The sequence below is a fragment of the Microbacterium shimangi genome, assembly GCF_043556445.1.
GTDB lineage: Bacteria > Actinomycetota > Actinomycetes > Actinomycetales > Microbacteriaceae > Microbacterium.
Window position 1 is genome coordinate 19,937 of record NZ_JBIGII010000010.1, and the last position, 14,564, is coordinate 34,500.

Consider the following 14,564-nt stretch of genomic DNA (forward strand, 5'->3'; position numbering starts at 1 on the left):
GCGACACCCCGGGTCACGCGCGGGGTAGGCCCGACAGGGCCACGCGCAGCGCCGCCACCGTCGATTTCGCGCGCGGGCCCCACACCTGCCCCGACACCATGACGACCCGCCCGTCGAGCACGACCCACACCGAGCGGGCACCTCCCGGTGCAGCGTGAACATCGACGAACTCCAGGTCGGTCGCCCGCGCGAGCATCTCGACGGCATCACGGCGCGCCGCCAGCGCGTTCACGAACGACGCGGCCCGCAGTGCGACGGTGAGCCCGTTCTTGCTCTGCAAGCCCCAGAACGCCCCCTCGCGCACGCCCACCGCGCCCATCGGACCGGGGAGCAGAAACTGCTCGCCCGAGACCGGTGTCATCGCGAGCAGCGCACGCCGCACCGCTCCGCGACCGGCGTGCCTGCCGGGGTCGGTCGTCGGGTCGAAAACCTCGACCGGCAACGGCTTCGGCGAGACCATCGCCGGGCGATCACCGGCAGGCGGCGGGTTCGTCAGTGAGCTCACGCGCGTCCTCCTGGAATGAGCCGCATCCGCGCCCCTCGGCGCGGTGCGGGGTATATCGGTGCCATACCTGCGCGCAGCGACAGCGCCCAGTGTTCGGCGCGGCTGAGAAGCGGCGATGACAGAACGGATGCTGCGGCCCCGCCGTCGGCGAGCGACGACGGGTCGGCCGCCGCCTCCGGCACAGGCCGGGAGTGCGCCCAGAGCCAAGCTTTCTGCCATTCGCGCTCTTCGACGTCGGTCTCGGACAGCACGAGAAACCAGGTCGCAGACGGGTCGAACCGGCGTCGGTTCAGACGTTCGAGCTGGGCGCACGTGGGCGCAGCGAGCACGATGCCGAGCCCGGGGCGTTGCGCGACCGGCCCGGGGTGGGTGCCGTCGAGCGCCAACACGGTTTCGAGCAACGCCCGCGCGTGCACCGAACGATTCGCCTGCGCTTCGGGTCCGGCGATGAGTGCACCGAAGCCGAGATCGATCAACCAGAGGGTGGCAGCGAGGTAGGGGTCGAGGTCTGCCGGGGGCAGCACGATCGGCCACGGTCCCGGCGGCAGCGGGCTGGGCGCTGCCCGAGCCCGCAGACGCGCGATGAGGTTCTCGGGCCGCCGGTCGCTCATGGCCTCGACTCCGCGGGTGGGGTCGCAGCCGGGGTGGTCGGCACCGGCGACGGAGGTGTCGGCGAAGGGACGGCGATGACGAGGGTGAGGGTCACTCCGACCCGCAGCACGGTACCCGCCGCCGGCTGGGTTGCGGTGACGGTGGCGTCCGGTGACGCGCCAGCGCGGTCGGGGGTCGGCACGAAGCCCGCCGACTGCATGAGCGCGATCGCCGAGGCCTGGCTCATGCCGATGACCTGCGGCACCACGTTGCTCCCAGATGCCACCGTGAGGTTCACGGTGCTCGCGAGCTGCACGCGTTCGCCCGCAGCGGGGTTCTGCGCCAGCACCCGGTCCAGGGCGTCGGCCGACTCGACGCGTGTGACGGTTCCGAGCGTGAGGCCCGCCGCGCGAAGGGCGGCGTCGGCCTCGGCGAGGCTTCCGCGCAGGGCCGGCACCGCCGCATCCGTCACCGTCGGGGGGACGACCGGAGGCACGGATGCTGCGACGGTCGGAGTGAACGAAGGGGTCGGGGTGCTGCTGGCCGACGCCGAGACCGAAGGCACCGGCGGCGATGTCGTCGTATCCGCCGCCAACGGGGCACCCGGTGCGGCCGCCGCGGCGACGACCGCCCAGCCCGCCAGCGCGAGGATGATGAAACCCGCGACGCCGGCGGCCATGCCACCGTTCGCGCGCGACGACCCGGCGTTCGTGGCGGGCTCGGCCAGCGCTGGGGAGAGGTAACCGAGCGGCTCTCCGCTGGCCCACGGAATCATGCGCGTCGCGGGGTCAGCACCGGGGCCGTCGCCCACCCCGACGGCCCCGGGCAGGTCGATGTCCCCCCGGGCATCGACCTTGCCGGAGGCGTCCGACGCGCCTCCAGCAGTCCATACATCGCGCACTGCGGCGCGGAATTCTTCGGCATCGCGAAAGCGATGCGCCGGCGTCTTCGCCATCGCCCGCGTCACGACGCGGTCGAAGGGGCGCGCGGCCGGGTTCAGTGCCGACGGCACCGGCGGCGGCGCCGAGACGTGCGCCTGCAACACCTGCTCGGTCGTTTCCCGCGGGAAGGGCGCACGGCCGGTGAGGGCGAAATACAGCACGGCTCCGGCCTGGTACAGGTCGCTGACCGCACGCACCGGCCGCCCCTGCGCCTGCTCGGGCGACATGAACGCCGCGTTGCCGACGACTCCCTCGTTCGCGGAATCGGAAGAGCCAGTCGCCGAACCGCCCACTCCTGTCGCCAAGCCCCCCACCCCGGTCGCTGAGCCCGCCGAAGCGTCCGGACGCCGAGCGAGCAGCACATCTGACCCCAGAGTCGAGCGCCCGGTGACGTCGGCCAGGCCGAAGTCGACGATCCGCACCATCTCGGGCGTCAGCGCTTCGCCGCGCTGCCGATCCTGCACCCCGTGGAGGATCACGTTCTGCGGAGAGATGTCGCGATGCACGATGCCTGCCGCGTGGGCCGCCGCGAGTCCGTCGAGCATGCCGTCGGCGACGGCTGCGGCATCCGCGGGCGAAAGCCGCCCGACCGAGTCGACCCACTCGCGCAGGGTGGGTCCCTGCAGCAGGTCGAGCGCGATCCACGGCATGATCACGCCCGCCGCATCGTGCAATCCGGCCGCGTGCACCCGCACGACGTTCCGGTGCGACAGCGACATCGCGTGCGCGGCTTCGCGAAGAAAGGCGTCGCGGGATGCTTCGTCGGCGCACAGGTGCGGATGCAGCAGCTTGACCGCAACCTCCCGCGGCACGCCCGCAGCCCCGGTCCCCGCAGAGCCGGTCCCTGAGCTTGTCGAAGGGCCCGGCACCCGAGCCGCTTCCCGCGCCGCACGTCGAGACCCGGTGCCGTCGACCGCTCCGCCAAGCTCAGGGGCCGGTTCGGCACCCGTCTCCGTAGACCCTGAGCTTGGCGGAACGGCCGCCGCCTCATCGAACGAGTAATCGACGGCGGCGAACACCGAACCGGTGCCGCCCACGCCGAGCAGCTCGCCGAGCGCGAAGCGCCCGCCGATCAACTCGCCCGAGGTGTGGTCGCTCATCGTTATCCGAATCGACCGTTCACGTAGTCGTACGTGCGCTCGTCTTGGGGCTCCGAGAACATCGCGTCGGTGTCGCCGTGCTCGACGATCGAGCCGGGCGTGCCCTGCGACGCGAGAAAGAAAGCGCACTGCTGCGACACGCGCTGCGCCTGCTGCATGTTGTGCGTGACGATCACGATCGTCACCTCTTTCTGCAGCTCCCCCATCGTCTCTTCGATCACGCGCGTCGAGGTGGGGTCGAGGGCCGAGCACGGCTCGTCCATCAACAGCACCTTGGGCTTCACCGAGAGCGACCGCGCGATGCACAGGCGCTGCTGCTGGCCACCCGACAGCCCGCCGCCGGGGGCGCGCAGACGATCCTTGACCTCTTTCCACAGACCGGCGGAAGTCAGCGACCGTTCGACGAGCTCGTCTTTCTCGTCGCGCGACGCGCGCACACCGGTGAGCTTGAGACCCGCGATGACGTTGTCGTAGATCGACATCGCCGGGAACGGGTTGGGCTTCTGGAAGACCATGCCGATGTGCTTGCGCGCATCCTGCAGCTTCTTCTTACGGTCGTAGATGTCATCGCCGTCGAGCATGACCTCGCCCGCGAGCGAGGCCGACGGCACGAGCTCGTGCATGCGGTTGAGAATGCGCAAGAAGGTCGACTTGCCGCATCCGGACGGTCCGATCAGCGCGGTGACCCGGCCCGCGTGCATCGTGAGCGAGACGCGTTCGAGCACCTTGTGGTCGCCGAACCATGCGCTGATGTCTCGGGCGTCGAGGGCAGAGAGCGGATGCTGCGGGGCCAGAGTCTGTTCCCACGCCTGCGCGATCTCGGCCTGAGCGAAGCGCTCGGTCTCGGGCCGGGCGGGAGGCAGCACGGTCGTCACCTCGCGGTCGTCGGTCGGGAGGGACAGCGAGGTCGTCACGTCGTCCATCGGCATTCGCGCGGAGATGAGCTGCGCTTCGGCCGCGACGATCGACGTCTCTTCGCGTCGACGCGTGCGCTGCTCGCCGGCCGCGGGCGAAACCGGGTGCAGTTCGGTGATGTCGTCGGACGGGGTCGCGGTGTGGACGGTGGTGATGTCGTCGGGCTCAGTCATGGTGTTTTCCTCGGGGTGGGGATCAGAGAAGGTTCGGGAGCGCGCTCATCACGAAGTCGGCGGTGACGACTCCGAGTGCGACGAGGACAGGAAGGCCGACGAGCCAGGCATGCCAACGACCCCAGTTGCGCCAGAGCCACCACATGCCGATCGCGGCGGCAACCAGAAAGACGAACGAGAAGAAGGCGGTGAACCAACTGTCATCGTTCTGCCCCATCGCTCGTTCTTCGGGGGGCAATGCGGGATAGCCGAGCACCCGCGAGGGGGTCGACTGCACCTCTGAGACCAGTTCGGCGTCGACGTGCAGCACACCAGACGGGAACAGCGCGAGGCCGTCGGCCGTCTGGAGCTCGAGTCGGCCCTCTCCGGGGTCGAGCGCCTCGGGCAGCGGGTCGCCCTCCCGGCGAAGACTCACGACGCGGAAGGTGCTGGTGGCCTGACCCGTCGTCACGGTGATCTCGTCCCCCGGAACGAGCCGGTTGATCTGCGAGAAGGGCCCGCCGTAGGCGAGTTGTCGGCCGAGGATGACGGCCGTGCCGCCCTGTCCGGGAATGACACTGTCTCGGCGGTGGCCGACACCCGACCGGAGCACGTTGGACGTCGACCCCTCGAGGATCACCTCTGACAGCCCGATCGCCGGAGACTCGATCAGTCCCAGCGGCGTTCCCAGGGGCGTCATGACGTTCTCGCCCTCGCGCCCGTCCTCGCCCTGCTCCAACCGCAATTGCCCGACGGGGATGGATGCTTTCGCCATCGTCTCGCGCATCTCGTTGTACGCGAGCGTCTGCGCCCGGTGGTGCTGGGCGGCAGAGAACACCGCGACGTGCGCCACGAAGGAGAGCAGCAACACAGATACGGCGAGAAGCGCGGCACCTGCCCACCACGTGCCCTCGCGCGGAGCCTTACGCCGCGGCGCGGGTGCGGGTAGCCGCGGCTTCTTCGGCCGAGTGGCTCGCGGCGGCCGCACTCCGCCCCCCGAAGAGCGGGGAATGCGAGGCGCACCGGCCCGGGGGATGACCTCGGTGACGGCCGACCGCGACCGGTCGCTGCCGGGGCGCGGTGCGGCGTGATTGTCGTCACGCGAGGGCGGCGCGGTCACATCCTGCACTTCGGGGAGCGCTCGCTCAGCGGCCTCGACACTCACGCGGTCACAACCTCTGGCCCGGTGTCGGGCATGCGCATCGTACGAATCGCCCACCACGCCGCGGCGACGAGAAGGAGCAGGCCGAGTCCGCCGCCGATCCACCATGCCCAGAACGGCACGCCCTGCGGCCCTGCCGAGCTGGCGCCGTTCGTCGAACCGACGAGTACGTCGACCGCCGAGATCGCCCCGCACCACCCGGTGAACTGCAGCGTGTGGCTGCCCGCGAGGGTTTCTTCGGCGATCGCGAACTGAGCGGTCACGGCGCCCGTCGTATCGGCGGCGAAGGTGCCGACGAGCGCGGGTTCGCTGAAGAGTACGAGCTGCACCTGCTCGCCCGGCCCGAAGCCGGCCGCGGTCGCCGTCACACTGTCACCGATCACGTAGACGTCCTTATCGACGGTTGCGTCGCCCCCACCGGTCGTAGGAACCGTCGGCACGGCCGGCTCCTTCGGCACGCACGGCGCCGACGTCGTTGCTCCGCCCGCAGGACTCTCGACGCCGGTTGCTGCGCCGCCGGTGCCGCTCGAGCCCCCGGGAGCGACGCCGGGATTCCCACCGGGCGCGGTCGCACCGGTGGTGTCGGTGCTTTCGGGCACGTTCGTGGGGTTGGGGGTCGTCGAAGGCTCGGCCGTGGGAGTCGCGGCCGGCACCGAAACGGTCACGTCGGTGTTCTCGGTGATGGGCTGGGCGACGGCGGTCGTCGGGCTGAGCCAGATGACGGCGGCGAGCGCCGCCGCAGCGGCTGAGCCCAGGGTGCGTGCGGTCGGCGATGTCATCGCAGTACCTCGCTTTCATGTTGCGGGGTGGATTCGAGAAAAGGATCATGGGCGACGCCGGCCGCACGCTCTTCGGCGCGGATCTGCTCGGCGTACGCAGCCAGGTCTTCGGCGAGCAGCGCACGCGACCGTCGGCGCCGCCAGACGAGCAGCGCGATGGCCCCGCCGATCGCGCCGAGAGCCGCCAACAGCATCCACGGCACCGCCCAGGCCACCGCCGACGTGTCGACCGCCGGCGGAAGCGGATCGGCCGCGGCGATGCCGTCCGCAGCGATGGGCGTGAGGGTCACGTCGGCGGTGACGAGGAAGAGGGGCGGGATGCCGGGCAGCTCGGCCTCGACATGGGCGACCCCGCCGGGCACGATATTGCGCACCGGTTCGAGCGCGAAACTTCCGAGACCCATGCCGAACGGGCCGGTGAGGCGCACCTCGGGTTGCACGGATACCCGCGTGTTGCCGAGGTTGCGGACGTCGAAACCCGACCGGGCAGTGCCGCCCGCAAGGGGATTGAGCGATCCGGTGTACCCCGCGACCGCGCCCTGCACTCCGACCCCTGGCGAGAGCGGGCCGTCGATGCGCAGGTAGATGCGGGTGCCGACGCGCTGTTCGAGGGTGACGCCCGTGCCGCCTTCGGTGGCGGTTCCGGAGACCAGCGAGGCGACGATACCCGCGGCGTGGTCGCCGGGGGTCGCGTCTTGCGGAACGGTGAGGGTGAAGGGAACGTCGACGCGCGCGCCGGGCTCGAGGGTGACCGAGGTGCCGAGGGTCGCCGCGCAGGCGCGCTCGGCCTCGTCTTCGGTGTCGGCGCAGACCGCGGGCCCGCCGTCGATCGTGGTCCACGCGCCCGCTCCGGTTGACGCTTGATCGGCGTTGATCAGGGTGAAGGCGGCCGTGTCGTAGTCGGTCATGGCGTCGGCGGCGTAGACCCGAAACGTTGCCGAGACGGGAGAGTAGTTGGTGACGGCGACCCAGTCGGTGATGACCGATCCCGGTGCGACCTGGAAAGGAAGGTCGGCGCGCCCGTCGGGTCCGGTGGGACTCGAGGGCTGCACGCCCCACGAGAGGTCGCCCTCAGCAGCGGAGGCGGGCGGTGTGAACCCCAGGGCGACGGCAGCGACGGATGCTGCGGCGCACGCCATGGCGAACCGCACACACCGCCCGGTCGTCGAGCGCGACGCGAAGCGACGAGACGAGACGCTTCCCGAGCCCGCAGGCCGGGTCGGCATCGAAGTCGAGGCGTTCATGTCGGACTTTCTTGATCGAGACAGCGAAAGAGAGAGGTTCTGCCACGGTTCCCCGTCGGCGAGTCGCCGACGGGGAACCGCCTCGTGCAGGTTGCGTTAGATCAGCGTGAGCGTGAGCGTCGACGTGTAGTCGCCCGCGACGGCACCGCTCGGAACCGTGAGAGAGAGCTGCGCACCCACCGTCGTCTTCACGTTCGACTGACCGGTCGCCGCGGTACCCCGAGCGAGTTCCTTGGCTGCAGAAAGGTTCGTCGCGGGGGCGCCTGCGTCGCCGTGCGTCGTCCCGACCTCAGCGGGAGCCCAGCTGAGCTTGTCGGCACCGATCTCGTTGGTACCGGCTTTGAACGCCGACGCAGAACCGCTGAGAGTCCAGCCCGTGGTGGCGGTGCGGCGGTCGTCGTTCACCGTGACGGCCTCGAGCGAACCGGTCGCGACCCAATCCTGACCCTCGGTGCGGGGCGAGCCGTTCGCGAGAGTGACCTTCGGCACGGGCTTCGTTTCGATCTTGAGGCCCGTCGGTTGGGTGCTCGGAACCGGGGGCACGTTCACGCCGATCTCGGTCGTCACCATCTCGACGGGCGTCACGGCCGGCAGAGTTGTCACCGCGTATGCGGCCGAGGCCGAGGCCTGGTGGGTGGTGTCGCCCGAGTACTGCGCAGTGAAGCTGTAGGCCGTCGCCGCCGTCAGCCCGGAAACCGAGATCGACGCGGTTCCGGCGGCGGTGACGGGCGCCGGCGCCTGAATGTTCACGCCATTCTGCGCGAACTGCACCGAGCCCGTGACGCCGGCCGGAGCGACAGTCGCCGTCAGAGTCGTGGAGTTGGCCGTGGTGCCCGCGGCGGCGAGGGTCGTCGTCGTCGATTCTTTGGTCGGCGGTGCCGTGCGGTCTTTCACATGCCACGCGTTCGGGATGACGCCACTACCCGCGCCCGCGATATCGAGCACGATGGTCTCCGAGAAGTAACGGTCATCGCCTACCGGGCGCTTGGTGGCGTTTTCGTCATAAAAGTCGTCGCAGACGATTATCACTTCGGCCTCCGCGCCCGCCGGAAGACCGGCGAAAGGAGCCGCCCAACGCGTCGGAGTTGGTTCTACGAAGACGGGCTTGTCGTACGTGTATGAGTCCAGTCGTACTTCACCCCGCAGGGTGTGTTGGGTGCCGTCGGCGAGAAGCACTACAGCGCGGTATCCGCCCGCAGCTTCGGGGTTCACGTCGGGGCACGCCGACTCCGTCGTGATCCGGACGGGACGGCCGGAGCCGTCCACATCGAAGACGAGACCACCGGCGCGATTCTCAGGGATCAGTGTTTCGGCGTGAGCGGGCGCAGCCGCCAGAAGGCCCGCGCCCAGGGCGATGAGGGAGACGAGAGCGACGCCCATCAGGCGTCGTCGGCCGCGCGCGGGGTGAGCGCGCTTGACGATGTTCAGGGACATGAGTTCTTCTTTCTTCAAACGAAGGAGCCGGGTGCGAAGATGCGGAAAAGGAGAGGAATAGCGCGCGCCGCGTTGGTCATAGGGTCCTGCGGCGCAACAGGAAGGGCGCGCCGACGATGCCCGCGAGGCCCGCCACGAGAGCGGCACCGAGAGCACCCTGAACCGGTGATGATGCGCCGGCGGCGGTGAACTGGGGTGAAGACGCCGCGGCCGACGTCGTCACGGTGCTCGTCGTCCCGGCAGGCGCAGACACCGGCGCTGCGGGTGCCGCCACGCCCCCGCCCGCGGGTGCTGCCGCCCCGCCGACCGCTGCCGGATCGGGGACGGGCGCGTCGGGCGCGTCGGGGGCGGCGGGCGACTCGGGCAGCGGCACCCGCAGCAGGTCGGCGAGCTCAGAAGCCGCGGAACGCTGCGCCTGTGTCAAGGGCGCGTAGCCCGTCGGCAACTGACCCCGCAGCGATCCCGGCGACTGCCCCGGACCGGCCGCGAAATCGAGCATCTGGGCGTAGCCCGCTCGTCCGTCGTTGCCCAGATCGGCGTTCGCGAGGTCGACCGCGCCGTACAACGTCTGCGTCAGCGGGTATCCGGTCGTCCCCAGAGCAGCGAAATCGGTCTCGACCACACCCGTGACGGGATCGGCGACTCCCGCGCCAACACCAGCGCTGATGCCCGCAGCATCGGGCGCCACGAACGCGTCGGAGTTGGGGACCCCCAACGCGGCCGCCTCGAGACCGAACCGGTCTGCGGTTGCCGCGTCGGTGATCCCTAGCAAGAAACGCTTGCCGACGGTTCGTCCGTCCGAGACGAACGCTCCCGCGTCGCCGGAGGAGTTGACGGCGTAGGGGTACCAGCTGTACATCGAACCCGGAGTCCCCGTCGCGACACGGCGGGCCACGCCAGCGAAGTTGCTCGCATACGGGCTCATCATTTGGGAATCGATCTGCTGACCCTTGTAACTCTTGACGGCCAGTTCTTTGCTCGGCGCGAGAGTCTGATCGGCGCGAGGAATGGTCTCGATGTCGTCGGTCGCAAGGTCGAAGGGCAGCCCTGCCCCGTCTGGCGCAGACGGATTCGTCGCGGGAAGAAAATACGGGTTCACGACCATGCCGTTTTCATCCGGCATGCCCTGAAGCCACTCTCGAGCCGAGTCATCCGACCGAATCCACCGCCAGAGTTCACGAATCGCGTCGTCGCCATGGGGCCCGGCCACGACCAGCGGCGAGCCCCCGGATATCTGTGGGCGGTAGCCAGGATTCGCGGCTTGGAACTCGGGATCGTCCTCGATGTGTTCAGGATTGGCCTTCAGATGCTCAGGAGGAACATAGTCGACGCCAGACAGCCTCGGAGCTTGAAACTCATACGACGTCGTCAAGAGCTTCGCCATGAGTCTCGGAGTGAGATTGAGTTGCGTCGTCGCCGTGTCACTAGAGTCCAGGATGGAGAAGGCCACGACGAGGGCGGTATTCGCAACGGGTGCGTATCGCACATCGAGCGGCTGCGAAGCATCGAGCTGCGCCTCCTCGCGTTCCCCCTCAGTGACGGCTCCAGTGACCAACGCGAACTGCGAAAGCCCCGTCAGCAGCTGCGAACGCACGGTGGAACCGGGGTTGGTCGTCAGGCTGAACACCGAGCCGCCTTGCTGTTTGCAGAGGTTCTCTTGCCACGACGTCATCAGGGCGGCGCTCAATTCGCTGCCGTCGATGCGCTGCGTCGATGTTCCCGGAGGACACGAGGCGGTCGTCGGCTCGAAGTCGAGCGGCACGACGACGCGGTCGTCCCAGTAACTGCAGGCGGAGTCGAGTGGCGACTGCTCCTGATAGGGGCTTTCCTCACCGAACTCGTCGGTGTACCCTGCCTCCCACAACGGAATCGCCGGCGCGCACTTCTCGGTCGCACCCTCCAAGGTGCCGGAGTGAGATCCTCTGGGAACGACGACCAGCCAACACCGATTTCCGGCGGCGGCGGGGTTGCCGCATCCCAGGTAGGGCCCGGTGGTGTTGTTCTGCACCTCGAATCGCGTCGTGGTAGTTCCGTCACCCAGCCTCGCAAGGGGTAACTCGTTCGACGAATCGGCGGAGAAGAAGGTGCCGATGCCATTGATAATGACATTTCCCGTTGCCGCAGCCTGGGGTTTGTTCACCTGGCCGTAGGGGGTGCGGTACGGCGCACCCTGTCGCTCCACCCCCTCGACGACGGTGGTCTGGCGCCCGCGATCGATGAGTTGGACCGGGAATTCTAAGTATTTTGCGCCAGCGTTGCCATAGCCTGCCTGCGTACTCGACGCCCCGAACTGACACGTCTCGCGAAAGTCGGCGGCGGTCGGGTCGGGACCCCAGCACTGCATCACCTGCACGAAGCTGCTCAGTCCTCCTCGGTCCCTCGTTTGAACTCGGGACGTCGGGCCCAGTCCAGAAAACGAAACGACGAGGGACTGATCGCGCAGATTCTTCGTCTGCGACACCGACACCTCGAAGTCTTTGAAATCGAGCCACTTGCCCGAGCCGTCGGCGTTGTCGCGCTTGTCCTCCCGGTCGAGCTGATACCGCTGCACCTCGGCGGGGTTGTCGCCGGCCCATTTGACGGTCACGGCTGACTCCTGCTCGACAGCGACCGCGGGGCTCCCGACCATGAGCGAACCCGCGACGGACGCAACGACGAGGGCGAAAGAGGCGACGGCGAGAGCGCGCCCGACCACGACGCGGCTCCGCCACGAGGGGCGGGTGGGGGGGGTCTCGGTGTCGGTCATCGGGTGCCTCCGGGGGTGGGGGTGGGAGCGAATACGGGACGACGAGCACGTCTGCCGAGCAGCGGGGGCACGACTGCGGCGGCGAGGAGTCCGCCGCCCGCGCCGAGCATGGCGAGTCCTGGCAGCATCCCGCTCTGTGATACCGGCAACGTCTGAGGCGTGGCATTGGTCAAGAGGGGTGCGGCATCAGCAGCGACCGTCGCCCCGTCTGGTGTCGAGCCTGCGGCCGCCCCGGCACCGGCTGCGCCAGCCACCTGTTCCGCGGCGCCCGCAGCTCCTCCTCCGGCAGCCGGGCCTGAGGCTGCCGCGGCGGCGGCACCCGCAGAATCGCCGCTCGCCGGAGTCTCTTGATCTTGTGCGCCGCCTGTTCCCTTCGCGCACTGCGTGGGGCCTTGCTTATCGCACTCCGGCGGGAACGGCGCCTCGTTCGCCAGCCGGTTGGTGCCGTCGGGCGAGAAGGTGGGGTTGTTGCAGTCCCCCACGGGGTCTTTCACCGCCGGGTTTCCGCCCGGCACCTTCAGCACCTGCTGGTAGCCGCGGGTGACGAGGTTGATCGGCAGGGGTGAGTAACCGAGCACTTCTGCGGATTGCTGGCCCTCGCAGAGGAAGTACGAACTGAAATCGGCGAGCGTGAGTCCCTTGTCTTCCGTGAAGTTCGCCTGCATATCGGTGGGGAGGATGATGTAGCTGTAGCTCGACAGCGGGTAGGTGCGCGAGTCGGGCGACCCGTATACCTGGGTCAGGTCTTGGGTCAAGTAATCCAGCGAGTTCGAGTCTTCGTTGATGCGTGCGGAAAGAAGCGCAACGGCGACATTCGCCGCCGTCGGCTCGGTGTAGTAGCCCGCCGCGTTCAGCATTTTCACGACGGGGTACTTCGCGTTCAGCGCGTAGGAGTACTCGACGAAGGTGATCGCGCCCACCGCATGGGATTGAGCGACGTAGCCCGCGACGCCGTTGGCTCCCGAACGCGCTACGAACCCGCTTCCCTGTGCGACCGGGTAGTTGCTCGTCACACCGCAGTGCCCGTTCACGAGCGGCCGACCGACGACGCCGCAGTACGCGTCCCACAGGGCGGTCTGGGTCTCTCGCATCCACAGCGAGAACTGCGCCGACGTTCCCGACCCGTCGGAGCGCACGACCGGCACGATGGGAGTTGCCGGCAGGGCGAGCTGCGGATTGTCCGCGGCGATGGCCGGGTCGTTCCACACCTTGATCTGGTTGGTGAAGATCTTGGTCAGCGTCTCACCCGACAGGCGGAGGTTCGTGACCCGTCGCCCGCCGATCTCGAGGTTGTACATGAAGGCCGTGCCGCCCGCGACGACCGGCATGTACGCAAAGCCGCGATTCGGCCGCACGTCGCCCTCGTTCGAGTTGCCGATCGCGTAGGGAATCTCGCTGATACCGAAATCGGCGGTGCCGTTCTTGAAGTCGTTCCGCCCCTGCGTCGACCCCGACTCGGAATAGGTGATCGTCCACTGGTAGTTCGCGAAGACGTTTCGGATCCACGCCTGCAGCGCGTTCGCCGACCAGGTCGAGCCGGAGCCCACGATCGGAGCGTGGATTACACCCACAGCTTGAGCGGGGGTCAGACTGCCGAAGACTCCGAGGACGATGAGCGTCAGACCGATGAAAGCGGCCGTCAGACGCGTGGGGGTGAAACGGCGGATCATCGGCCGACTCCGTTCGTGGTGGCGGATGGCGGGTCAGGGGGGCCGACTGGCCTTTCAAGGGGCTCGGAGGCCGGCCGTCTGCGCGCCGCGTCTTTCGCCGCGAAGCGCCCGGCGTCTCGAGCACTGGCCGCCTTGGCCAGCGCGAGGCCTCGGGGCGAGAGCATTCCGGCACCGCGTCCTCCGATGATGCGGGCCATCAGAAAGAGGAAGAAGACCAGCACCATCAGCACGGCGGCGGCACCGAAGCCGCGGGCGATCTGCACCGGCTCCGGGCTCTTGACCAGGGTGAACGTCGCGAACGGCAGCGACACCATCGGTCCCTTGAACGGATTCGCGTTGAGGAAGGTCGTGTAACCGGCGGTCAGCAACACGGGGCTCGTCTCACCGATGCCCCGGGCAGTGCCGAGCACGATAGCGGTCATGAGGCCCGACTTGCTCGTGGGGAGCACGACGTGCCAGATGGTCCGCCAGTGACTTGCCCCCGTGGCGAGCGAGGCCTCTTTGAGGGTCTGCGGAACGAGCCGCAGCACGACGTCGGCCGAGCGGATGATGATCGGCAGGATCATGATGGTGATCGCGAGGCTCGCCGCGAAGCCGGACTTGTCGAGACCGAAGATGAGCACATACGTGGCATAGATGAAGAGACCGCAGACGATCGACGGGAGGGCCGTCATCGCCTCGCACACGGTGCGCACGATGCGCGTGAACGGGGAGGGAAACTCTGCGAGGCACACAGCGGTCAACAGCCCCAGCGGAATCGCGATGGCGAGCGCAATCGAGATCATGATGAGCGTTCCCAGGGCGGCGTGCGCCATGCCACCGACGGTGAGCGGGTCGAGGGGCCCCGCCAGCGAGAGATCTTGAACCCAGAAGTTGGGTTGCAGGAACGCCTCCGAACCGCGGCTGATCGTGAAGATGACGACGACGGCGAGCGCGAGCAGCAGCACGGCGGCGGCGGAGTGGATGAGAACGCCCCAGACCCGGTCGCGGACGGTGATCTTGTCGTCGTCGAAACTGATGAGGATCACGAAGAACGTCACGAACAGGGCGTAGGCGATCAGCGTGAAGGCGACGGGACCCTCGAACGGAACGATCTGCAGAAACAGCCAGGCCGTGGCCGCGATGGCAGCGAGAGCCGAGCAGACCACCCGCAAGACGTCTTCGCGACGGAGGGCAGATATGTTGCGCCGCTCTTCCGGGCGAGTCTGGTGCGGGATGCGGCCACGACCGGGTATCTGGGTGCGCGTGATGTGGCCGGCCAGAGTGGCTCGGCGGTGCGTGCGGGCGTGAGGGTCGCCCGTGACGGTGATCTGATCGGTCATGGC

The 14,564-nt window shown here is 68.7% G+C and carries 11 protein-coding genes; all 11 read right to left on the bottom strand.

Going from position 1 to position 14,564, the window contains the following annotated elements; genetic code table 11:
* Window positions 1–13 precede the first annotated feature (13 nt).
* Window positions 14–505 carry a hypothetical protein gene (locus tag ACFXQA_RS14535; protein ID WP_394520596.1) on the bottom strand — a complete coding sequence of 164 codons (492 nt, stop codon included), beginning with the start codon at window positions 503–505 and terminating at the stop codon, window positions 14–16.
* Window positions 502–1,116 carry a hypothetical protein gene (locus ACFXQA_RS14540; RefSeq protein ID WP_394520597.1) on the bottom strand — a complete coding sequence of 205 codons (615 nt, stop codon included), beginning with the start codon at window positions 1,114–1,116 and terminating at the stop codon, window positions 502–504. The genes ACFXQA_RS14535 and ACFXQA_RS14540 overlap by 4 nt, the downstream gene beginning before the upstream one ends.
* Window positions 1,113–3,137: a serine/threonine protein kinase gene (locus ACFXQA_RS14545; RefSeq protein ID WP_394520598.1), complete on the bottom strand. Its 2,025-nt coding sequence runs from the start codon at window positions 3,135–3,137 to the stop codon at window positions 1,113–1,115. Before ACFXQA_RS14545 ends, ACFXQA_RS14540 begins: the two co-directional genes overlap by 4 nt.
* Before the next feature lie 2 nt (window positions 3,138–3,139).
* The gene (gene pstB / locus ACFXQA_RS14550; RefSeq protein WP_394520652.1) at window positions 3,140–4,066 is read right to left on the bottom strand and encodes a phosphate ABC transporter ATP-binding protein PstB; all 927 of its coding nucleotides are present in this window, start codon (window positions 4,064–4,066) and stop codon (window positions 3,140–3,142) included.
* 181 nt (window positions 4,067–4,247) lie between these two features.
* On the bottom strand, window positions 4,248–5,369 hold the full coding sequence (locus tag ACFXQA_RS14555) for a sortase (RefSeq protein WP_394520599.1): 1,122 nt from the start codon (window positions 5,367–5,369) through the stop codon (window positions 4,248–4,250).
* Window positions 5,366–6,145, bottom strand: coding sequence for a hypothetical protein (locus tag ACFXQA_RS14560; protein WP_394520600.1), 780 nt, complete (start codon window positions 6,143–6,145; stop codon window positions 5,366–5,368). The genes ACFXQA_RS14555 and ACFXQA_RS14560 overlap by 4 nt, the downstream gene beginning before the upstream one ends.
* Window positions 6,142–7,389 (bottom strand): hypothetical protein, encoded by a 1,248-nt coding sequence (locus ACFXQA_RS14565; RefSeq protein ID WP_394520601.1) that lies wholly within the window; start codon window positions 7,387–7,389, stop codon window positions 6,142–6,144. Before ACFXQA_RS14565 ends, ACFXQA_RS14560 begins: the two co-directional genes overlap by 4 nt.
* A 96-nt stretch (window positions 7,390–7,485) precedes the next feature.
* Window positions 7,486–8,823, bottom strand: coding sequence for an Ig-like domain repeat protein (locus ACFXQA_RS14570; protein ID WP_394520602.1), 1,338 nt, complete (start codon window positions 8,821–8,823; stop codon window positions 7,486–7,488).
* Between the two features lie 76 nt (window positions 8,824–8,899).
* Window positions 8,900–11,569 carry a hypothetical protein gene (locus tag ACFXQA_RS14575; RefSeq protein ID WP_394520603.1) on the bottom strand — a complete coding sequence of 890 codons (2,670 nt, stop codon included), beginning with the start codon at window positions 11,567–11,569 and terminating at the stop codon, window positions 8,900–8,902.
* Window positions 11,566–13,239: a phosphate ABC transporter substrate-binding protein PstS gene (locus ACFXQA_RS14580; protein ID WP_394520604.1), complete on the bottom strand. Its 1,674-nt coding sequence runs from the start codon at window positions 13,237–13,239 to the stop codon at window positions 11,566–11,568. Before ACFXQA_RS14580 ends, ACFXQA_RS14575 begins: the two co-directional genes overlap by 4 nt.
* Window positions 13,236–14,561, bottom strand: coding sequence for a phosphate ABC transporter permease PstA (gene pstA / locus ACFXQA_RS14585; protein WP_394520606.1), 1,326 nt, complete (start codon window positions 14,559–14,561; stop codon window positions 13,236–13,238). The genes ACFXQA_RS14580 and pstA overlap by 4 nt, the downstream gene beginning before the upstream one ends.
* Window positions 14,562–14,564 lie beyond the last annotated feature (3 nt).